Origin of the sequence: Streptomyces sp. NPDC020801 (assembly GCF_044334385.1) — a bacterium.
GTDB lineage: Bacteria > Actinomycetota > Actinomycetes > Streptomycetales > Streptomycetaceae > Streptomyces.
Map to the genome: position 1 here is coordinate 15,273 of NZ_JBIRST010000035.1, position 21,361 is coordinate 36,633.

Annotated in this window: 18 protein-coding genes and 1 pseudogene; 10 read left to right on the forward strand and 9 right to left on the reverse strand. The window is 74.0% G+C overall.

The genetic code is table 11. The annotated features are described in order from the left end of the window. Nucleotides 1–95 precede the first annotated feature (95 nt). Entirely contained in the window at nt 96–719 is a 624-nt protein-coding gene (locus tag ACH4UM_RS38800) for a V-type ATP synthase subunit D (protein ID WP_398190456.1), read from the forward strand. Between the two features lie 603 nt (nt 720–1,322). On the opposite strand, the gene ACH4UM_RS38805 is transcribed toward ACH4UM_RS38800, so the two are convergent. Both ACH4UM_RS38805 and ACH4UM_RS38810 read right to left on the reverse strand, forming a co-directional pair. Further along, entirely contained in the window at nt 1,323–2,678 is a 1,356-nt protein-coding gene (locus ACH4UM_RS38805; protein ID WP_398190459.1) for a nicotinate phosphoribosyltransferase, read from the reverse strand. 6 nt (nt 2,679–2,684) lie between these two features. Next, on the reverse strand, nt 2,685–3,902 hold the full coding sequence (locus ACH4UM_RS38810) for a site-2 protease family protein (RefSeq protein WP_398190462.1): 1,218 nt from the start codon (nt 3,900–3,902) through the stop codon (nt 2,685–2,687). 249 nt (nt 3,903–4,151) lie between these two features. Between ACH4UM_RS38810 and acsA the strand changes: the two genes are divergently transcribed. Genes acsA through ACH4UM_RS38840 form a run of 6 tightly spaced genes read left to right on the forward strand, consistent with a single transcriptional unit; the run spans nt 4,152 to nt 10,133 of the window. Next, nucleotides 4,152–5,954, forward strand: coding sequence for an acetate--CoA ligase (acsA, locus tag ACH4UM_RS38815; RefSeq protein ID WP_398190465.1), 1,803 nt, complete (start codon nt 4,152–4,154; stop codon nt 5,952–5,954). Continuing rightward, the gene (gene pdhA, locus ACH4UM_RS38820; protein WP_398190468.1) at nt 5,951–6,985 is read left to right on the forward strand and encodes a pyruvate dehydrogenase (acetyl-transferring) E1 component subunit alpha; all 1,035 of its coding nucleotides are present in this window, start codon (nt 5,951–5,953) and stop codon (nt 6,983–6,985) included. Before acsA ends, pdhA begins: the two co-directional genes overlap by 4 nt. Further along, on the forward strand, nt 6,985–8,049 hold the full coding sequence (locus ACH4UM_RS38825) for an alpha-ketoacid dehydrogenase subunit beta (protein WP_398190471.1): 1,065 nt from the start codon (nt 6,985–6,987) through the stop codon (nt 8,047–8,049). Before pdhA ends, ACH4UM_RS38825 begins: the two co-directional genes overlap by 1 nt. A 1-nt stretch (nt 8,050) precedes the next feature. Beyond that, nucleotides 8,051–9,574 (forward strand): 2-oxo acid dehydrogenase subunit E2, encoded by a 1,524-nt coding sequence (locus ACH4UM_RS38830; protein ID WP_398190474.1) that lies wholly within the window; start codon nt 8,051–8,053, stop codon nt 9,572–9,574. Between the two features lie 4 nt (nt 9,575–9,578). Next, nucleotides 9,579–9,833 carry an acyl carrier protein gene (locus ACH4UM_RS38835; protein ID WP_398190477.1) on the forward strand — a complete coding sequence of 85 codons (255 nt, stop codon included), beginning with the start codon at nt 9,579–9,581 and terminating at the stop codon, nt 9,831–9,833. An 18-nt stretch (nt 9,834–9,851) separates the two neighbouring features. Next, the gene (locus ACH4UM_RS38840; protein ID WP_398190541.1) at nt 9,852–10,133 is read left to right on the forward strand and encodes a hypothetical protein; all 282 of its coding nucleotides are present in this window, start codon (nt 9,852–9,854) and stop codon (nt 10,131–10,133) included. Between the two features lie 167 nt (nt 10,134–10,300). On the opposite strand, the gene ACH4UM_RS38845 is transcribed toward ACH4UM_RS38840, so the two are convergent. Both ACH4UM_RS38845 and ACH4UM_RS38850 read right to left on the reverse strand, forming a co-directional pair. Next, nucleotides 10,301–11,521 carry a carbohydrate-binding protein gene (locus ACH4UM_RS38845; RefSeq protein WP_398190480.1) on the reverse strand — a complete coding sequence of 407 codons (1,221 nt, stop codon included), beginning with the start codon at nt 11,519–11,521 and terminating at the stop codon, nt 10,301–10,303. Nucleotides 11,522–12,059: 538 nt separating this feature from the next. Further along, entirely contained in the window at nt 12,060–12,230 is a 171-nt protein-coding gene (locus tag ACH4UM_RS38850; RefSeq protein WP_055490792.1) for a DUF5670 family protein, read from the reverse strand. Nucleotides 12,231–12,439: 209 nt separating this feature from the next. Here ACH4UM_RS38850 and ACH4UM_RS38855 point away from each other — a divergent pair, with 209 nt between their 5' ends. After that, entirely contained in the window at nt 12,440–13,519 is a 1,080-nt protein-coding gene (locus ACH4UM_RS38855; protein WP_398190484.1) for an NAD(+)/NADH kinase, read from the forward strand. 201 nt (nt 13,520–13,720) lie between these two features. Beyond that, nucleotides 13,721–14,188, forward strand: a pseudogene (locus ACH4UM_RS38860) (NAD(P)/FAD-dependent oxidoreductase); the annotation flags it as partial. 36 nt (nt 14,189–14,224) lie between these two features. On the opposite strand, the gene ACH4UM_RS38865 reads toward ACH4UM_RS38860, so the two are convergent. Then, on the reverse strand, nt 14,225–15,325 hold the full coding sequence (locus ACH4UM_RS38865) for a PP2C family protein-serine/threonine phosphatase (protein ID WP_398190487.1): 1,101 nt from the start codon (nt 15,323–15,325) through the stop codon (nt 14,225–14,227). A 362-nt stretch (nt 15,326–15,687) separates the two neighbouring features. Here ACH4UM_RS38865 and ACH4UM_RS38870 point away from each other — a divergent pair, with 362 nt between their 5' ends. After that, entirely contained in the window at nt 15,688–16,521 is an 834-nt protein-coding gene (locus tag ACH4UM_RS38870; protein WP_398190490.1) for a restriction endonuclease, read from the forward strand. Nucleotides 16,522–16,794: 273 nt separating this feature from the next. Here ACH4UM_RS38870 and ACH4UM_RS38875 read toward each other — a convergent pair whose 3' ends face one another. From ACH4UM_RS38875 to ACH4UM_RS38890, 4 genes are all read right to left on the reverse strand, one after another. Next, complete coding sequence (locus ACH4UM_RS38875; protein ID WP_398190493.1) at nt 16,795–17,700, reverse strand: LysR family transcriptional regulator; 906 nt, start codon at nt 17,698–17,700, stop codon at nt 16,795–16,797. A 5-nt stretch (nt 17,701–17,705) separates the two neighbouring features. Continuing rightward, nucleotides 17,706–19,457, reverse strand: coding sequence for an FUSC family protein (locus tag ACH4UM_RS38880; protein WP_398190496.1), 1,752 nt, complete (start codon nt 19,455–19,457; stop codon nt 17,706–17,708). Nucleotides 19,458–19,553: 96 nt separating this feature from the next. Beyond that, the gene (locus tag ACH4UM_RS38885) at nt 19,554–20,393 is read right to left on the reverse strand and encodes a cytochrome c oxidase assembly protein (protein WP_398190498.1); all 840 of its coding nucleotides are present in this window, start codon (nt 20,391–20,393) and stop codon (nt 19,554–19,556) included. Further along, nucleotides 20,393–20,944 carry a DUF2243 domain-containing protein gene (locus ACH4UM_RS38890; RefSeq protein WP_398190543.1) on the reverse strand — a complete coding sequence of 184 codons (552 nt, stop codon included), beginning with the start codon at nt 20,942–20,944 and terminating at the stop codon, nt 20,393–20,395. Before ACH4UM_RS38890 ends, ACH4UM_RS38885 begins: the two co-directional genes overlap by 1 nt. Between the last annotated feature and the right edge of the window lie 417 nt (nt 20,945–21,361).

The window sequence follows — 21,361 nt, forward strand, 5'->3', positions numbered from 1 at the left end:
GGGGCAGCCCGGAGTCGTCCCGGGCTTCCGGCCGTTTGCCCTGGCGGCGGTCCGGTGACCGGCGGTGGCGAGCCCACTGGCCGAGGGGCGCAACGGTGAGCGCCCGGCAGCGGCTTTCTCCCGGACGGGCGGCCCGGCTGCGGCTGCGCCGGCGATTGGCCGCCGCGGAACGCGGCGCGGACCTGCTGGAGCGGAAGCTGCGCCTGCTGCTGGAGCGGCGCACCGCCCTGGAGGACGCGGCCCGGGTCGCCGGGAAGCGGTGGCGCGAGGAGATCGCCGCGGCGGAGGAGTGGCTGCTGAGAGGACTGGTGATCGGCGGCGAGCAGGCCCTGACCGAGGCGGTTCCCGCGCGGCCGGGAACGCTCGAGGTCCAGTGGTCCGCCCTGATGGGCCTGCGTCATCCCACAGGTGTCACCTGGTCCGCCCCGGTCCGGGAACCGGGCGAGGCACTGGCCCCCAACACCGCCCTGGCCCACGCCGAGACCGAGTACCGGACCGCCGTGCGGACCGGGGCCGAGTACGCCGCCGCGCGCACCGCCGCCGAACTGGTCGCCGCCGAGGCCCTGCGCACCCGGCAGCGCGTGCGGGCCCTGCGCCGCCACTGGATCCCCCGGCTGACCCAGGAACTGGCGGCCGCCGACCAGGCGCTGGAACAGGCCGAGCACGAGGAGGCGGTGCGCCGCCGCTGGGCTGCGCGGAACGCCACACACGGCGGCTGAGCACAACCGGCCGGGCTTCCCGGCCGTCCGGCCGCGCCCTGTCCGGCTTCCCGGTCGCCCGGCTCTGCGTACTCCGCGCGGCGACCGGCGGCGCGCCTGTACGGGCTCGGGCTCGTCCGGCTTCACGGCGGGCCTGGCCTCACTCGGCGCCCCGCTTCGCGGACGCCGGGCTGCGCGCCGAACGGCTTGCCTCCGCCCGGTTTCGTACCTGTCCGGCTTGCGTCGCCCGGTTGTGCGCCTCTGCGGTTGGCGTCCGGTCGGAGCATCCCGTACGGGTTGGCGTCCGGGAGGATGCATCCTGTCCGGTTTGCGCCTGTCCGGTTTGCGTCTGTCCGGCTTCGCGCGGCGCCGGCTTCGCGCGGCGCCGGCTTCGCGCGGCGCCGGCTTCGCGCGGCGCCGGCTACGCGCCCTTCCGGCCCCTGGCCCGCCCGCCGCGGCGAGGCCCCCCGGCGCAGCGAGGCCGTCCTGTGCGGCGAAGCCCCCCGCGTAGCCCTCCTGTGCGAGGCCCTGTGCGGCGAGGCCGTCGGCCACGACACGGCGATGGTCGGCCGCGGCCGTGTCGCTCTGCCGTCGGCTCAGGAGGACCGGACCGCTCGCTCCGGCTCAAAAGGGCCGCTCGGCCGGGGACGGGGCCAGGCCCTGCCGGTCCACGAGGTGCTGCCGGAGGGCTTGCGTCACCTCCCGCAGGCGCTCGGACGTCTCGGGCACGGGTGCGCGGGGCGCGCGGATGCGGCGCGCTTCCTCGGGCAGCGCGGCCAGATCGGCCGTCAGGCGGTCGCGCGCCGCGGCGAGGTTGTCGGGCGGCCCGGTGCGACGGCCGTCCCGCATCACGGTGCGCAGCAGCGGCTCCGCTCCATGCGGTGCCGGCTCGTCCCACACCGCGATCAGGTCGGGCCCACCGGGACGGCGGTGGACCTGTTTGCGCCCGGGGGCCGTCACCTTGCCCGGCGACAGCTTCATCACGGGACGCCCGTCGTACTCGACCAGCTTGTACGCCGAGTCGAGGTAGGGAGCGTCCGCCGACGTGCCGACCCGCGTGCCGACCGCGTACACGTCGATGGGCGCCCCGGCGCGGACCAGCTCGTGCACCTTGTACTCGTCGAGGCCGCCGCTGGCGATGACACGCACTTCGGGCAGGTCCGCGGCGTCCAGGATCCGCCGGGACCGGCGGGCCAGGTCTCCGAGGTCGCCGCTGTCCAGCCGGATGGCGCACCCCGGGCCGCGGCCGAGGTCCCGCAGCACCCGGGCCGCCACGTGCACGCCGTGCTCCGTGTCGTAGGTGTCGACGAGGAAGGTGACCGGCCCCGGATGGGCGCGGGCGAAGGCCCGGAAGGCGCTCTCCTCGTCCGGGAACGCCTCGATGTAGGAGTGCGCCATGGTGCCGGACGCGGGCAGGCCCCAGCGGACCGCGGCAGCGACGTTGCTGGTCCCGGCGAAACCGACCAGGGCGCCGAGCCGGGCGGCCTGCATCCCGGCGGACGGCCCGTGCGTGCGGCGCAGCGAGAAGTCGATCACCGGGTGCCCGGCCGCGGCCAGGACGCTGCGCACGGCCTTGGACGCCACACTCGTCTGGTGGCTGACCTGGTTCAGCAGAAAGGTCTCCACCAGCTGCGCCTCGGCGATCGGCGCGGTCACCTCCAGCAGGGGTTCGCCCGCGAACACCGCGCGGCCCTCGGGCACGGCCCGCACCTCTCCGGTGAAGCGCAGTCCGCGCAGGGCGGCGAGGTCGTCCGGTGGTCGGTGCAGGGCGACGGCGAAGTCCCGCTGGTCGTCGGCGGTGACCTGGAAGCCGCTGAGGAAGTCCAGGGCCGGTTCCAGGCCCGCGCTCACCAGAAACCCCCGCTCGGGCGGCAGGTCACGGGCGAACAGGCTGAAGGTGGCGGGCCGGTCCATCCCCTCGCGGAGGTAGGACAGGGCCATCGTCACCTCGTACAGGTCCGTTGTGGTCACGTTCGGCATGGCGCCTCACCTGCTCGTCCGGTCGCGGAACGGGCCGGGGCCGGCCCCTCCCGCCGGCCCCATCGGGCCGCCGGAGCCGGGGGAGGGCCGACCGGTGCCCGATGCGGCGGTCAGCCAGGTCAGCAGCCGGCCCACGTCGGTGAGGGAGACCATGCCGGTCAGGGACCCGTCCTCCAGCACCAGGGCCCGGTGCTCACGGCTGGTGTCCAGGCGGGGCAGCAGTTCGGCGATCGGCTCGTCGGGCGTGGTCGTCGTGACCTCGGACAGCGGGCGCATCAGCTGCCCGACCGTCGTGGTCGTACGCTCCCGTGCGGGGACCCGATCGGCCATGTGCACGGTGACCAGCCCGGCCACCGTGCCGTCCGCGGCCAGCACCGGGAAGGCGGAGTGCCGGTAACGGCCGAGGGGGCCGCCGGACAGGAACTCCTCGACGGTCGACGTGGCCCGGACGGTGATCGGGTCGCGCGCCATGATCCAGCCGACGGGAATGCCGTCCAGCACGGTGCTCACCTCCGCCTGGTGCGCCTCGGCGGTGGCGGTGGCGATCAGGAACCAGCCGATCAGGGCGGCCCACAGCCCGGACAGGTTGCCGGCGAACAGCACGGCGCCGAAACCGGTGATCACCATGAACCAGCCCAGCGCCCGGCCCGCGGCGGTGGCGCCCCGGGTGGCGCGCAGACGGTCACCGGTGCGGTGCCACAGGAACGCCCGGAGCAGGCGTCCGCCGTCGAGCGGTGCGGCCGGCAGGGCGTTGAAGACGGCGAGCACGATGTTGATGGCGGCCAGCCAGGCGACCGCCTCCACCACGAGCCCGGAGGTGTGCACAGCCTTCAGCCACCAGGTCAGGCCGACGAACACTCCGCCCAGGACCGCACTGGTCAGGGGGCCGACCGCGGCGATGCGCAGCTCGGCGCCGGGCGTGGGAGCCTCGCTGCGCAGCCGGGCCGCGCCCCCGAGCATCCACAGGGTGATGTCGTCGACCTGGACGCCGTTGCGGCGCGCCACGACCGCGTGGGCGAGCTCGTGCGCCAGCAGGGATGCCAGGAACACCACGGCGGTCAGGGCGGCCAGCGCCCAGTAGGCCACGACGGACTGGCCCGGGTGGGCGTACGGGAAGCGGCCGCGCGCCAGCATCAGGGTCACCAGGGCGATGATGACCAGCACGCTCCAGTGCAGCCCGACGCGGACACCCGCGATCCGCCCGAGAGACAGAGTTTTCTTCACCGCGTGCCTCGCTCTCGGAAAGTGCCTTCCGGTGCGTCCATCGTCCTGCGCCGGTGCCGTGCGCGAGAGGGGCCGGACAGCTCTTGGCCAGGGGCCACTCGGTCCTCTCGGAATCGGTCCTCTCCGAAGGTGCCCGGGCGAGCGGAACGGGGCGGAGCCGTCCGGCCGGGACCGGGGGCCGTTCGGCCCTGTGCCCTCGGCGCGGGTCAGTCGGACGATCGGAACAGGCCCGGAGGGAAGGGGGCTTAAATGCCCTGGGAGACGATCCGCAAGGACACTCCGCCTCGAGTTCCGCCCAACCTGGACGACTACGAGAAGGTCTGCGCGACCTTCTCCTGGCCGGGCGCCCGGGCCCGGCTCGACGGACTGCCCGGCGGCCGGGGACTGAACATCGCTCACGAGGCCGTGGACCGCCACGCGGCGGGAGCCCGCGCATCGGCGACCGCGCTGCGCTGCGTCGGCCGCGACGACTCCGTGACGACCGTGACATACGCGGAACTGGCCCGCGCCACGGCCCGGTTCGCAAACGTGCTGCGAACGCTCGGCATCGGCCGCGGCGACCGGGTGGTGACGCTGCTGGGGCGGTGCCCCGAGCTGTACACCGTCGTCCTCGGCACGCTGAAGAACACCGCGGTCCTGTGCCCGCTGTTCTCCGCCTTCGGACCGGACCCGGTGGCGCAGCGGCTGCGGCTGAGCGAGGCCCGGGTGCTGGTCACCACCGCGGAGCTGTACCGCAGGAAGGTCGCCGGGCAACGGGACGGGCTCCCCGGGCTGAGGCACGTGCTGATCGTCGGCGAGGGCGCGGACGAGCTGCCGGGAACGGTCTCCTTCGGTGCGCTGATGGCCGACGCGGCGGACCGTTTCACCATCCCGCCGACGTCCCCCGACGACATGGCACTGCTGCACTTCACCAGCGGCACCACCGGCACCCCCAAGGGCGCCGTGCACGTCCACGAGGCGGCCGTGGCCCACTACGCGACGGCGCTGTACGCCCTGGACCTCCACCCGGACGACGTGTTCTGGTGCACCGCCGATCCCGGCTGGGTCACCGGCATGTCGTACGGCGTCGTCGCACCGCTGATGCACGGTGTGACGGTCGTCGTGGACCAGGGCGACTACGACGCCCGTCGCTGGTACCGGATCCTGGCCGAACAGCGGGTCGGCGTCTGGTACACGGCGCCGACGGCGCTGCGCATGCTGATGCGGACGACACCCAGGACCGGGCCGTACGACCTGCCCGCCTCCTTCGACCTCGGCGCGCTGCGTTTCATCGCGTCGGTCGGCGAGCCGCTCAACCCGGAGGCCGTGGTCTGGGGACGGGACGTCCTGGGACTGCCGGTGCACGACAACTGGTGGCAGACGGAGACCGGCGCCATCATGATCGCGAACTTCGCCGGCTGCGACATCCGCCCCGGCTCGATGGGGCGCCCGCTGCCCGGAGTGGAGGCGGCGGTGCTGCGCCGCGGGGAGGACGGCCGCGCCGAGATCGTCGACGGGCGGGTCACCGTCGTCCGGGAGCCCGGCGAGGAGGGCGAACTGGCACTGAGGCCGGGCTGGCCGTCGATGTTCCGCGGGTACCTGAACGACGAGGAGCGCACCGCGGCCGCCTTCGCCGGCGGCTGGTACCACACCGGCGACCTGGTGCGGCGCGACGCGGACGGCTGGTACTGGTTCGTCGGGCGCGCCGACGACGTCATCAAGTCGGCCGGACACCTCATCGGCCCCTTCGAGGTCGAGAGCGCCCTCATGGAACACCCGGCGGTCGCCGAGGCAGGGGTGATCGGCCGGCCGGACCCCGTCGCCGGGAACATCGTCAAGGCGTTCGTCAGCCTCCGACCCGGCTTCGAGGAGAACGCGAAGACCCGGCAGGAACTGCTGGCCTTCGCCCGGCGCCGCCTCGGGCCCGCCGTCGCGCCCCGCGAACTCGCCTTCGACCGGCAACTGCCGCACACCCGCAGCGGAAAGGTCATGCGCCGTCTGCTGCGGGCACGCGAACTCGGCCTGCCCGAGGGCGATCTGTCCACCCTGGAGAGGACGGAGGGGTCCACATGAGCGGCACCCACAGCCCGCGCAGGACCAGGGCGAAGACGACGAAGACGCAGCCGGACGAGCAGGCCGCCCACCGGTCGGCCCTGCTCGAGTCGATGCTGCGCGTCCGCCGGTTCGAGGAGCGCTGCGTGGAGCTCTACAGCGCCGCGCGCATCCGAGGTTTCATGCACCTCTACATCGGTGAGGAAGCCGTTGCCGTCGGCGTCGCCCAGGCGCTCACGCCGGAGGACGCGGTGGTGTCGACGTACCGGGAACACGGGCACGCTCTCGTGCGCGGAGTCCCGGCCGACGCGATCATGGCGGAGATGTTCGGCAAGGCCACCGGCTGCAGCCGCGGCCGCGGCGGTTCGATGCACCTCTTCGACGCAGGCCGCCGCTTCTACGGCGGCAATGCCATCGTGGGCGGTGGTCTGCCACTGGCCGGCGGGCTCGCGCTCGCCGACCGGATGACCGGGCGCAATCGCGTCACCTGCTGCTTCTTCGGCGACGGTGCCTTCGCCGAGGGCGAGTTCCACGAGACGGCCAACCTGGCCGCGCTGTGGCGGCTGCCCCTGCTGTTCGTCTGCGAGAACAACCTCTACGCGATGGGCACCGCGCTGGCACGTCACCAGGCACAGACCGACCTGGCGATGCGTGCCGCCGGGTACGGCATGGTGTCCTGGGCCGTCGACGGCATGGACGTGCTCGCCGTCGAGGACGCGGCCCGCCGGGCGGCCGAGGGGCTCCGGGCCGGCACCGGACCGCACTTCCTGGAGATGCGCACCTACCGCTTCCGCGCGCACTCCATGTACGACTCCGACCGCTATCGGGACAAGGCCGAGATCGAGCGGTGGAAGGAACGCGACCCGATCGAGCTGCTGGCCCGGCGGCTCAGGGAGAGCGGGGACCTTCCGGACCGGGCACTCGGCGAACTGGAGGCACGCGTGGCCAGTGAGATCGAGGCCGCCGTCGAGGCCGCGGAGCAGGCGCCGGAGGAACCGGTGGAAGACCTGCTGAGCCATGTCACCAGCCCCGGACGGGAGGCGAACCGGTGATGTCCGCCCACCACACCCCCACCGTCGGGGCCGCCGAACGCAAGACCACCTACCGGGAGGCGATGCGCGAGGCCCTGCGGGAGGCACTGCGCGCCGACGAGCGGGTCTTCCTGATGGGCGAGGACGTCGGCAGATACGGCGGCTGCTTCGGCGTCAGCCTCGGCCTGCTGGAGGAGTTCGGCCCCGAGCGGATCCGGGACGCGCCGCTGTCCGAGTCCGCGTTCGTGGGGGCCGGCATCGGCGCGGCCCTGGCGGGCATGCGGCCCATCGTCGAGATCATGACGGTCAACTTCAGCCTGCTCGCCCTCGACCAGATCCTCAACAACGCCGCGACCCTGCTGCACATGTCGGGCGGCCAGCTGCCGGTGCCCATCGTCATCCGCATGACCACGGGCGCCGGACGGCAGCTCGCGGCCCAGCACTCGCACAGTCTGGAGGGCTGGTACGCGCACATCCCCGGACTGCGGGTCCTGGCCCCGGCGACCATCGCCGACGCCCGCCACATGCTCGCGCCCGCGCTGGCCGACCCCGACCCGGTGGTGATCTTCGAACACGTCGGCCTCTACAACGCCTCCGGTGACCTGCCGGCCGACCCGGCCGGGGCCGACCTGGACCACGCCGCGGTCCGCAGGCCCGGCACCGATGTCTCCCTGATCACCTACGGCGGCTGTCTGCCCAAGGCGCTCGCGGCCGCCGACGAACTGGCGAGCGGGGGTATCAGTGCCGAGGTCGTGGACCTGCGCACGCTGCGCCCGCTCGACGACGCCACTTTCGGCGGCTCCGTCGCGCGCACCCACCGTGCCGTCGTGATCGACGAGGGCTGGCGCAGCGGCAGCCTGGCCGCGGAGGTCGCCGCGCGCATCACCGAGCACCAGTTCTACGAACTCGACGCTCCCGTGCAGCGCGTGTGCAGCGCAGAGGTACCCGTGCCCTACGCCCGCAGACTGGAGGAGGCAGCCCTGCCGCAGGTCGGCGGCATCGTCGCCGCCGCACGCCGAACGGTCGGCGCAGCACCGCCCACCGGGGGCGAGGTGCGGCCGCCGGACGTGGAAGGGGCCCGCTGAGATGACTGAGTTCACCATGCCCTCGCTCGGCGCCGACATGGAGGAGGGGCTGCTGCTCGAATGGCTGGTGCGCCCGGGGGACCGGGTGGGCAGGGGCGATGTGGTGGCGGTCGTGGAGACCGACAAGGCGGCCATCGAGGTGGAGTGCTTCGAGTCCGGCACCGTGGGGCGGCTGCTGGTCGAGCCGGGGACGCGGGTCCCGGTGGGGACACCGCTCGCCGTGATCGAGACCGGGGCGGCCGCGCCCGGGCCGCGCACCGGCCCGGTCCCGGCCGTACGGGAGCGGCGGGCGGCCCCCACGGCCGTGACGGCCGCCCCGCCCGCCGCACCAACTCCGGGAAAGCCCGCCGAGCCGAAGTCTGTGGAGGTGCCGCCTGCCGGGTCGGAGCCTGCCGGGCCGGAGCCTGTGGGGGTGGCGGCTGCCGAGGGGCAGCCTGTCCATGCGGCGCCTGCCGGGCCGGTGCCCGCCGAGCCGGAGCCCGCAGTCGGTGCCGGGCCGCTGGTTCGCCACCTGGCGGAGGCACGAGGCGTCGATCTGATGTCCCTGCACGGCACCGGACGCGGTGGGCGGATCACCCGCTCCGACGTCGAGCACGCCGTCTCCACACCGGCACCGAGGGTCCGGGCGACCCCGTACGCCCGGCGCCTGGCCCGTGAGCTCGGGATCGACCCGACGGTGCTGCACGGCACGGGTGACGGCGGCGCGGTGCGCGCGGCGGACGTGCGCGCCGCGGTCCGGGCACGGGCCGGCTCCGCACTCCTCGCACCGGAAGGGCCGGCTGCGCCGGGCGGTAAGGACGGGGAGCTTCCCCGGGCCCGCGCGCCCGTGGCCGTACCGCGCGGAAGCGGCGAGGGGCGGCCCACGGCGGCGATGCGCGGTGCCATCGGCGACCTGATGAGCCGTTCCAAACGGGAGATCCCGCACTACTACCTGTCCACCACCGTCGACCTCGCGGCGGCCGAGGACTGGCTGCACCGGCGCAACCGGAACCGGGCTCCCTCCGGCCGTCTCGTCCCGGCGGCGCTGCTGCTGAAGGCCGCGGCCAGGGCCGCGCACGAGGTGCCACAGCTCAACGGCTTCTGGCAGGACGGCGGTTTCGTCCCCGGCCGCGGGGTCCACCTGGGGGTCGCCGTGTCACTGCGCGAGGGGGGACTGCTCGCCCCGGTGATCCACGACGCCGACACCCTGCCGCCGGAGGACCTCATGGCCGTCCTGAAGGACCTTGTGCGCAGGGCCCGTCTGGGACGGCTGCGGGGCAGTGAGGTGTCCGGCGCCACCCTCACCGTCACCAGCCTCGGTGACCAGGGCGTGGAGGCCGTTTTCGGCGTCATCCACCCACCGCAGGTGGCCCTGGCCGGCTTCGGCGCCGTCGTGCGGCGGCCCGTTGCCGTGGACGGTCTGCTCGGTGTGCGGCCGGTGGTGACGGCCACGCTGTCCGCCGACCACCGGGCCACCGACGGTGCCGTCGGTGCGCGTTATCTGACGGCGGTCGACCGACTGCTGCAAGAACCCGAGGAGTTGTGAGCGGATGAACACCATGACGGACACGGAGGCGCTGGCCCTGGTCAGGGAGGCCATCACCGAGATCGTCCCGGACGCCGACCTGTCCCGGCTGCGCCCGGACGACACGTTCCGCGACGTCCTGGAACTCGACTCGCTCGACTTCCTCGGGCTGGTGGAACTGCTGTCCGAGCGCGCCGGGGTGCGCATCGACGAGGACGACTATCCCGAACTGACCACTCTGGCCCGTGCCGTGAAGTTCCTCGTCGACAACTCGAGGTAGGGAAGGAGGCCGATGACCATGGTCTGGGCATCGTGGACGACGACAGGGGTCTTCGCCGGTCATGGCGGCGCCCACACCAAGGAGGCGGGGATCGTCTCCGGCGATCTGACCGTGCACACCACGTGGGACGGACGACAGGCCGACGTGACGGTCCAGTACAGCGGTACCTCCCAGTGGTTCACGCTGAGCGGGAGCCCGGTGCCGTGCGCCTCCGAGCGGGACAGCCGGCAGTTGCACCAGGGGGTGGTGGAGGCCGTGCGGGCCGGCGGCGCCACGGTCCCGGGATCGGGACAGCCGTGACCAGGCCTGTGCCGGCGGGGATGTGATTCGTGTGGCGGTGGGCGGGGCGCCCGGCCGAGGCCCCCCGGCCCACCGCCGGCCGTGGGGACGGCGCGCTCACCGCGCGGGGGAGGGGTGCCCCGCGCAGGGATGTCCCGCCCACCGGTCGGGCCGGGTGGGGCTTGCCGTCAGCAGGCGCCCTCGTCCTGCCAGGGTCCCCATTCGGAGGAGCCGGGGACCTCGTTCTGGGTCCACCACTTGGCCTTCCAGTTGTGCTTGCCGTACGACACCTCGTTGCCCTGGGTGTACACGGCGCCGGAACTCCACGCCGGCTTGCACCCGGTGCCGGGCGGCGTGGGGGTGGGGGTGGGGGTGGGACTCGGGGTGGTGCTGGGCGGGGTGGCCCCGGCGAACTTCACCGAGTACTTGGCGAAGTCCCAGGAGTTCTGCGGCACGCTGGAGCAGGTGCCGGAGGTGCGGCCGCCGTTGTCGGGCGGTGCGCACTGGCGGTCCCGGTTGAGGGACCAGAAGGTGAAGCGGTCCATGTTGTGGCTGGTGGCGTAGTCCAGCACGGTCTGGAAGTCGCTCTGGCCGAAGATCTCGCCGGTGTCGCTGCGGCCGTTCATCCCGGAGAAGCCCTCGTGGGCGTAGGCGGTCGCCTGGTCCCAGCCGAAGGTGGACTGCAGGATCTGGTTGAAGTTCGTCAGGGCGCTGGTCTGCGCGGCCGCGCCGCCGAAGCCGCCGTCGAAGGGCATGATGGAGAAGTTGTTCGGGGTGAACCCCTGGGACTTCGCCTCCAGCAGCATCTGCTTGCCGAACCAGCCGGTGCCGTCCGCCGTGCCCGCGGTGGTTACGGAGACGTAGAGGCCGGGGTTGTTCTGCTGCAGGATCTTGGCCGCGCCGATCTCGTTCCTGATGGCCGCCGTGTTCTCGTACTCCGGCTCCTCGAGGTCGAAGTCGATGGCGTGCAGGCCGTACTTGGTGACGACCTGCTGGTACGCCGCCGCGGTGGCCGCCGCGTCCGAGCAGGTCTGGCCGAGCTTGGTGCCGCCGTATCCGCCGATGGAGACGGAGACGTCGCCGCCCCTGGCGCGGATGGTGCTGATCACCGACTGGACGGCGGTGTCCGAGGAAACGGGGGCCGTGCCGCCCCAGGTCGGGGAGCAGCCGCCGCCGTCGGGGGCCAGGACGAAGGCGAGCTGGAACGCCTTCAGGCCGGTGGCGTCCATGATGGCGGCCGTGTCCGGCGGGTCGTTGTCGAGCGGCATCAGGTACGGGGCCGCGGCGTACCAGCGGTTGCTCAGTGCGCTCGTCGCGCCCGAGGCGTTGCCCGCGACCAGCGCGGTGGTGCCGGCGGCGGCGAGTCCGACGGCGGCCGCCGCGCCCAGACATGCGCGAAGACGTCTCACTGCGTGCCTCCAGTGGGGTGGGGAGTGGCCCCAGCTTCCTGAGACTGTTGCGAGCACGTCAATAGATTGGTCTGGACCATGCGGGTCTTTGGACTAGACCATGCAATTGCTTTACCCGGGACGCGGATCCACTCGGCGCCCTCGGGTACCCAGGCCGTGCGGGACGTGAGGAGACCGTCCGGGACGCGAGGAAACGAGGAGCGGACACAGCGGTGGGGGGGGCGGGGGGGGGGGGGGGCCCCCCCCCCCCGGGGGCGCCCCCCCCCCCCCCCCCCCCCCCCACCACACCCCCCCCCCCCCCCCCCCCCCGCCACACCCCCCCGCGCAAGCTGGTGGGGGCCAGGCGAAAGTTCGAGCGGGGGGCCCCGGCCCCCCTGCACCCGCGGCGGCCCGGAGAGCGGGCGCCCGGGGGCCCCCCGCCGGGGGGGGCGGTGTGGAGCCCGCGGGGGACGCGAGTAACCGTGGCGCGCACACCGGGGGGCGCCGGGGGTGAGCGCGGGGCCCACCGCCTGCACGTGCCGGACCGCCCCGGCGGCCGTCACCACCGATACCAGCGGCCCCTGCGCCCGCCGCTGCCCGCGGGCCGTACGACGAAGCCCAGGAGCCACAGCACGAGCACGATGACCGCGATCCACCACAGGGCCTTCAGAGCGAATCCGGCACCGAAGAGGATCAGGGCGAGCAGAAGAACCAGCAGCAAAGGAACCATGGTTATCAACCTCCGATCCGCCGTCTGCCCCGCATTCGCAGGAAGACTCGCTGGAATTTCCGGCGTTTCCACGCTGCGTGCCGGGGAACGCGGTGTAGTTCCCCGTCGCTCACGTGAGGGCGGCAGGGGCCGTGCGGTGGCGTGGCGTTCGGCCGGGGGCGTCGCACGGCAAGGATGGCAGCCGGCCTCCAGTTGGCTCGGAGAGGGATGTGACGGTGCGTCGTATCGGCCTGGTCGTCCACGGAGGACGTGCCGAGGCCGCACAAGCAGCCGGGGCCGTGCGCGCCTGGTGCGAAGAACACGCCGTGCAGTGCACGGACATCGACGTGTGGCACGACGGCGGGCGCCGCAGCGCCCGCGAGGAGGTCGAGGCCGCGGGCGACCCCGATGTCGTCGTCACCCTCGGAGGCGACGGCACCTTCCTGCGCGGCGCCCGGCTGGCCGCCGAGAACGACGCCCTGGTCCTCGGGGTCGACCTCGGCCGGGTGGGTTTCCTCACCGAGGTGCCCGCGGGCGGCGTGCGCCTGGCGCTGGACGCCGTCCTCGAGGAACGGCTGACCGTCGAGAGCCGGATGCTGCTCACGCTGCGCGCCTCCCGTCGCCTGGAGGTGCCCGCCGACATCGAGGAACTGATGCGGTACGGCCGCGGCCCGCTCCTGCCGCCACCGCGGGTGCGCACCGACTGCGAGTCCGGTGGTGACTGGGGCATCGCGCTGAACGTCACCGCGCTCAACGACATCGTCGTGGAGAAGCTGGCCCGGGACCGGCAGGTGTCGGTCGGCCTCTATCTCGCGGGCCGGCTCCTGGCGTCGTACTCCGCCGACGCCCTGCTGGTCGCCACGCCCACCGGTTCGACGGCCTACAGCTTCGCCGCCGGCGGCCCGGTCGTCTCGCCCCGCGCGGACGCCCTCGTCTTCACCCCCGTCGCCCCGCACATGACGTTCAACCGCTCGGTCGTCGCCGCGCCGGACGAGCCGGTCGCCATGCGCGTACTCGAACGGTCCGGCCAGGCCGCCGTCAGCATCGACGGCCAGCTGCGCGGAGTGCTCGACCCGGGCGACTGGATCGGCGTGTACGCGTCCCCGCGCCGCCTGCGGGTGGTCCGGCTGGGCCCGATGGACTTCTACGGCCGGCTGCGCGACCGCATGAACCTCACCGACGCCCCGGCCGCGGTCGCCGACGGCACCCCGGCTCCGCTCTGGCCGGTGACGAGCCCCCGCCCGGGCGACCTCGCGCACCTGGCGATGCCGCCCGGCCCCGAGGACACCCCGGCCCGAGGGCCTGCGTAGGGGCCGGGCGGCCGGGCGGACCGGTGGTCGTCGCCGGGCGTGGGTCCGGCTGAGCGGGCCGGCTGTCCGGTGTCCGCCCCGTCCGCCCCGTCCGCCCCGGGCGGGGCCGGGTCGTCGGCCGCCCGGCAGGACGGGGGTGGGCGCGCCTGCTGCCCCGGTGCGCCCACGAATTGCACCGGCTCGCGTCTCCGGGGAATCTTGTACACCCACGTCCCCCGGGAGATCTCGGGCGACGCGGCGGACGAAGGGCTGACCGGCGCCTGGGACGCCAACGAGCAGGAGATCATGGCCGACCGGGTCGAGCGGCAGGTCGAACGGTTCGCGCCGGGCTTCCGCTCGTTGATCCGGGCCCGCCGGATCCTGGCCCCGCCCACGCTCCAGTCGCTCGACCGCAATCTCGACACGGGCGCCATCAATGGCGGCACCACGGCCCTCCACCAGCAGCTCGTCTTCCGCCCGGTACCCGGCACCGCCCGCCCGGAGACGCCGGTGGCCGGGCTCTTCCTCGCCTCCGCCGGCGCCCACCCGGGCGGCGGGGTCCATGGCGCGCCGGGCGCCAACGCCGCCCGCGCGGCGCTCCGCCGCCATCTGCCCCCCGGAATGCACCTCGCCCAGCGTCTGCTCACGCGCCGGAACCGGGCGGGCGAGAAGACGCCGTCCGCCCGTTGATCCGCCCCCGAGCCGGGGGACGGGGACCGGGCCGTCTCAGGAGCGGGCCCCGTCGGGCAGGCGGTAGGCGGCAAGGGCGGCGATGTCGTCGTCGAGGTGCCCGTCGCTGTAGGCGAGCAGGTCTGTGTGCAGGCGTTCGAGGAGTTCGCGGGGCGGCAGGCCGGCCCAGGGCCGTACCCGCTCGGCGAGCGGGTAGAACGCCCCGGTGCCGTCCCGGGTCTCGGTGACGCCGTCGGTGTACAGCAGCAGCTGGTCACCGGGGTGGAAGGGCTCTACGTCGAGGTGGTAGCCGTTGCCGACCAGCGAGCCGAGGTTGATGGGCGGGGAGGGGTCGGTCGCGTGCAGCTCGGTGACCCGGCCGCGGCTGATGAGCAGGGGCGGCGGGTGGCCGCAGTTGACGATGCGGATCACGGTTCCGCGGTCGGGGATCTCCGCGAACACCGCGGTGACGAAACGCTCCGCCGACTCGCTGCCGGGCAGCTGCGCTGCATGCCGGCTCATGCTGCGCTCCATGCGCCGGGCCACACCGATCAGATCCGTCTCGTCGTGCGCGGCCTCGCGGAAGGCGCCGAGTATCGTCGCGGCCGTCTCGACGGCGACCAGGCCCTTGCCGCGGACGTCACCCACGAGCAGGCGCACCCCGTACGCCGTCGGCACCGCCTCGTACAGGTCGCCCCCGATGCGCGCCTCCGCGGCCGCCGACAGGTAGAGGGTCTCCACGGACACCTGGGCCAGACGACGGGGCACCGGCCGCAGCAGGACGCGCTGCGCCGTCTCGGCCACGGAACGCACCGTGGCGAGGGTGCGTTCCCGGCGCACCCGGTGCACCGCGAGGATCGTGCCGAGGACTCCGACCAGGCTGGTGCAGACGTAGTTGGCGACGTAGTGCCGGTCCCACAGATAGCCCACGGAACGGCCCGCGCAGCACGGGGTGCCGGCCAGAACTCCCTCGAAGACGATCGCGAAAGCCGCGACGCCGGCGACGACGAGGGGACCGTGGGAGTAGGCGGCGACCACCGGCAGGGCGATGAGCAGGAAGCTCACCGGCCAGTCCACCGGGGTGATCGGTTCCAGGGCCAGGACCGCCGCGACGTAGAGGACGGGCAGCCAGCGCAGCCACAGGGGCTGGGCGGGCATCTGCGGCTGCGTGCCGGTCGTCCGCGGGGCAGGGCGGTCCCCGCCCCGGCGGCGGCCGGGCCCTCTCACTGCTCGCTCCGCCGGCCCCCGTGAGGCCGCGGCGGCGGGGGAGAACCGGACGAGCGCACGAGGGTGCGGCCCGGCTCGGTGAGACGGTCCTCGGGGAAACACTCAGGCGGCCTGTCCACAGGAACTCCCGGCGGGCTTGATCAAGACCACCAGCGTGCTGCGGGACACCGCCCCGACACGGTCATTGCTCCAGGCAAGGGCATGTCAGTGCACTCCGGGGCCGGTGAAGCGGACGATCCCGGGCAGACGGCGGGAGTGATCTTCACAGCTACCGGGAAGGGCATCTCACCCTCGTGACCACACCTGCACGCCGCCTACGCCGGACCGACCACCGGCGCCCGTTCGACCTGCGCGCCACGGCTCTGTTCTTCGGCCTGCTCGCCCTGGCCGTGACCACCCTGGGCTTCACCGCCCGTGCGGCGGCGGCCGCCGCCGAGCGGCGCCCGGCCTGGACGGCCGTCCTGTGCCTGGTCGGCGCGGCGGCCTTTGTGACGCTACGGCGCCAACGGGGCGGATACGGCGCGAAGGGCGCCGCGCGACGGGCCGCCGCCGCACTGGAGGCGGCCACCGCCACGGCGCTCGACGCGCTCGAGACACCCCCCGCCGCCGTCGCCGAGACGCCGCTGGTGCCGGCGCAGGCCGGACCCGAGTGCCTTCCGGGGCCGTCCGAGGAGACCGTGGTGGACTACGACGCCCTGGGGCCCGACGAGTTCGAGCAGGCCGTGGCCGCGCTGTGCGAACGGGACGGGTGCACGCAGGTGGAGGTCGTCGGCGGAGCCGGGGACCTCGGCGCCGACGTGCTGGCCGTGGCTCCCGACGGACGGCGGCTGGTCGTCCAGTGCAAGCGCTACTGCGACACCAACCGGGTGGGTTCCGAGGATCTGCAGCGCTTCGGCGGCACCTGCTACACGGTGCACGAGGCCGAGGTCGCCGTCGTCGTCACCACCAGTGGCTTCACCGCCCCGGCGGCCGAGTACGCCGAGCAGTGCGGGATCGTCTGCGTGGACCGGCAGGCCCTGCAGGCGTGGAGCGACGGTACGGGCCCGGAGCCGTGGAACGAGGACACGGGCCAGGAGCCGTGGGCCTGCGCCGCCGGGCATCCGCTGGAGCAGCCGGCCGGGCAGTGAAGGAAAGAGCCCCGGCTGGACGGGGGGTTCCAGCCGGGGCCGTACCGCGGTGACGCGCGGAGGGCGGTCGCCTCGCGGCGATGTGCTCCATGGGGCTCCAGCCGAACGATCGTCCCCGTGGGCGGGAGGTGAGGCCCGGGGACACCGTCCCCTCCGCGGCCACGTACGGATGAACGGTCAACCACCGGCGGAAGTTCCGCCGCCTTACCCCTGAGCGCTGTGATCCGGCACACTCCAAGCGCATCGGCGGTCTCACAGCGGGTTCTCGACGGCTCAGGCGGCTCCGGAGGGTGCCGGCGCCGTCACCTGGAGGGCGTGGTCGATGAAGCGCCGGGGCGCCGGCGGCAGCGTGCGGCCCGAAAGCCAGGCGATGCCGATGTCGCGGGCACCGTGCACATCGGTGATCTCCAGATAGCGGATCGGGAAGTCCGGGGTCGCCGCCGTGTCCGGGGACGAGGGGATCAGGGACACGCCGAGGCCGGCCGCCACCAGGCCGCGCAACGTGTGGACCTCCTCGCCCTCGAAGCCGACGAGCGGGGTGAAACCGGCCTGACGGCACAGCGTCTCGGTGACGCTGCGCAGCCCGTAGCCGGGTTTGAGCAGGATGAAGGGCTCCCCTGCGACCTCGGAGAGCCGGACCCGGCGGTGCTCCGCCAGACGGTGCTGGGTGGGGACGGCGAGCCAGAGGGGTTCGACCAGGAGCCGGCGCCAGGTGATCAGCGGGTGGCCGGGGTCCCCGCTGGTGATCGTCAGGTCCGCGGTGGCGTCCAGGAGATGCTGGACCAGGCCGTTCTCCTCGTGCTGGTGCAGCTCGAACCGCACCTGCGCATACGCCTGCCGGAACCCGGTGACGAGTTTCGGCACCAGCCAGGTGCCCAGGGTGTGCAGAAAGGCCAGGGACACCAGCCCCGCGTCCGGGTCGACGACCTCGGCCACGGCCCGCCGTCCCCGGTCGTAGCTGTCGAGGGCGGTGTCGACGTACTCCTTGAACACCCGTCCGGCCGGAGTGAGACGCAGGACGCGGCCCACTCGCTGCAGGAGCTGCGCGCCCACCTCCTCCTCCAGCCGGTGCAGTGCCCGGGACAGGGCGGGCTGGGTGATCCGGGCCTCGGCGGCGGCCTCCGTGACTGTCAGGCCGTCGGCCACCATCTGGAAGGAGCGCAGTACCTGAAGATCCATCGCGCTCATTCTCCCACCGCATCGGACCCGCCGCAGCCAGGCACCGGACGCATGGACGGCGCTCCGGCGACGGCCAGGTTCCGCGCGCTGACGGCGTCGCAGAGCCGCTCACCCGCGGTGATCGCCGCCTCCCAGTCGGGCAGCGTCCGGCCGGGCCGGCTCGGTTCGCCGTGCGCGTGGGCGGCCGCCCGCCGTGCCTCGGCCAGCCGGTGGTAGGCGGTCCGGCGCAGTGCGTGCCGCTGGGCCGGGGCGGCCTCGGGGGCCAGGTCGCGGTACCGGTGGGCGGCGGCCAGGGCGGTCTCGGTCTGCGCCGCGGCCCGGCCGGCCGCGGAGCTGGGCCAGAGGGCGAAGTGCGCGGCAAGGACGATCACGGCGGCGAGCGCGGTGTCGAGGATGCGAGCCGCGTACAGCGCCCGGTGGTCGCCCAGCAGATCGACCATGACGAAGACGATCGCCGTCAGCGCCGTCGTGGCGAGCCCGTAGTGGTGGCGCACGCCGACGGCCATCAGCGCGCCGAAGGCCGCCACCACGCCGATCAGGGCGTAGGTGTCGGTCGTCAGCAGGACCACCGCCCCGATGGCGGCCACCCCCACGACCGTACCCGCGCAGCGGTGCAGGGCCCGGCGCAGGACGGGCCCGAAGTCGGGCTTGTAGACGAAGGCCACGGTCATCGGCAGCCAGTAGCCGCGTGGGCCGTGCAGCAGCTCGGCGCAGAGCTGGGCCACGAGCACGCAGGCCGCGAGCAGGACGGCGTAGCGCAGATGGGCCGCCCGCCCCTGCCACGGCTGGTCCGGCAGCCGCGGCGCCGGCTCGCCGTCCGGAGCGCGGCCGATTCGCGCGTACAACGCGGTGAGCGCGCCGAGGCCCGGCGAGTCGGCACCCGTGTGCGGCGCGACCAGGTGAGCCGCGGCGGTCCCGCGGCCGGCGGCGGCAGGGGCCACGCCCGTCCCCGGCAGCAGCCGCGCCGCCATCATCAGCGGAACCTCCGTCACGGACCGGGGGAGCGGGCGCCCCTCCCACACCAGCGCGGACGTCACCTCGCCCAGCCGCACCGCCAGGTGGAAGGCATCGAGCAGCGTGCTCAGCCGCGACTGCGGCCGCACCCGCCGGCCCACCTGCCGGTCCAGGTGACGGCCCATCACCTGGTGGGCGTGGTCGAGGGCGGCGGTCAGCCGTCGCCGCGCGGCCTCCGCCCCGGGCCGGCCCGCCGCCGACAGGGCCTCGGACGCTGCCCGGTACACGGCCCGCACGGCGGCCCGCTCGATGTGGTACCGCCGCCACAGCCACGGCGTCGCGGACAGGACGACGACGAGGCCCACCCCGGCGAGCAGCGCGAGGGGAGGCTGCCACCACGGACCCGGCACCGGGATGCCGCTGCCGATGGTGACGCCCAGCAGCAGGTGCATCCCGGACACCGAGGCGACCCGGCCGCGCAGGCTCACCGAGCCGGCCAGCAGGGCGGCGACGACCAGGCACACCGTCACCGCTCCCGCCCGGGTGCTGCGCAGCGCGAGCTCACCCGCGAGCAGCCCCAGGGCGGCGGCCAGGCCCATGCAGGCCAGCCGCCGCACCCGCATCCGGTAGGGATCGGAACCGTCCTGGCTCACCCCCCACAGGGCACCGATTCCCGCGATCACGGCGGGGATCACTGCCCCGGTCCACACGCCGGCCAGGAGCGGCAGGGCCAGTGCGACGGCACCCCGCGCCGCCGCAGCGAGGGGCACCGGGGTGAACGCGAGACCGCGCGCTGCCTTCACGGGCTGATCGACTCCTTCTGGGCGGGGGGAACGACGACTCCCCTCCAAGGGTCGATCAGATCGATGCATGCGTCCAATGCCTGTAGAGACAGAAAATCATGCCTCACAGGCATGAGTTCCGGGGGCCGTGCGGATCGCCGCCGCTCCGGTGCGGCGCTCCGGACGCCAGGTGGCCACCAGCGCGGCGGCCAGCAGCAGTTCGGCGAGGTCCCCGCCGTAGTACATGATCTCCGCGCCCTGCTGGACCTGGCCGACCGGAGCGCGGACGTCGACGAAGAACCCGCCGTACATGGCCTGGGCGATCAGCGCGTGGACGGCGACGGCCACGCCCAGGCACACCAGCCGGGCCCGCACGCCCGGTCGGCCCGGCGCGGGGTCGGGCCCGGCGATGACGTGGGCGAACAGGCAGCCCGAGGCGAAGAAGTGCACGTGCAGCAGCCAGTGACCCGCCGGGTGCCGCATGGCGGTGCTGAACAGGGGGGTGAAGTAGAGCAGTGCGAGGCTGCCCGTGCTCAGCGCGAGTGCGACGACAGGGTGCACCAGCGAGCGCGCGTACCGGCTGCGCACCACCATGACCACCCTGCGGGCGCTCGGCGGCGGCAGGGCGCGCAGCAGCAGGGTGACCGGCGCGGACAGCACCAGTGCGAGGGGCGCGTACATGCCGACGAGCAGGTGCTGGGTCATGTGCGCGCGGAAGTCGGTGTGCGCCGCGGGAGCCAGGGGCGGCAGCAGCGCGAGGGCCAGCAGTGCCAGTCCGCCCAGGAAGGACGCCGACCGCAGAACGCTTCGGCCCGGAGCGGGGTTGCGGTTCAGGGCACGCCGCGTGAGCAGTACGTGTCCGACACCGGCCGCGGCGAGCACGACCACGGTCAGCCCCACCCCCAGCAGCCCGACGGCGGACCCGGAGTGGTCGTGCATCGGGTGGCCGCCGCCCATCACACGTCGTCCCCGGCGCCGACGGGCCCGGCCGTGCCCTCGGGGCGAGCGGGGCCGCCGCTGCGCTGCCACAGCCCGCCGCCGCCCAGCAGCAGCGCTCCGAGGAGCAGGAACCCGGCGTCCCACCACGCCTGGTACGGGCCGCCGTGCACATGATGGATGCCGAGGATCTGGTGGTCCAGGACTCCCTCGACGAGGTTGAACAGCCCCCAGCCGGCCAGGATCCACCCCCACAGCACTCGCGAGGCCCACACCGCCCGGCGGTGGTGCGTGACACGCCCGTGCAGGATGCCCAGACCCGCGATCACCGCGACCCAGCACACCGTGTGGAAGATGCCGTCCCACACGGTGTTCATCTCCAGCCCGGACACGGTGTGGGGGTTGTAGTACTTCACTCCGATGCGGTCGTGGTTGGTGCTGGAGAGCATGTGGTGCCACTGGAGCAGCTGGTGCAGCAGGATGCCGTCGGCGAAACCGCCGAGGCCCACCCCGAGCACGATCCCCGGCAGCCGAATGCTCTGCGGCGCCGGTACGCGAGGCGCCGCATCCATGGACGTCATCTGCACTCCTCCTGTCGGCGGTGACCGAAGCACGGGCTCCCCGGGGCGCCCCGGGTTCTCCGGAGCCGCCCCCGGGTCACCCAACCACCGCCCGGCTCGTGCCCGCCCCGGCAGAAACAGCCAATTCCCCGCGCGTGCTGTGGCACGGCCGCCGCCGCGTCTGTCGGCGTGCGGTCATTGCCCGTACGCGCACACATCCGCCGACATACGGGCATTGGTGACGGGGGGAGCCCAGATGTCCGCTGATGCGTGTGCGCACGGCCCACGGATCCAGCGTCCCCCCGATGCCCCCGATGCCCCCGATGCCGCCGCCCGCCGCGCCGGACGGGCTGTGGGCGGCCGCGGTGGCGCTGCTCAACCTCGGTGGTCCCGGCCTCGGTTACGCGCTCATGCGCCGCCGGGGCCCGA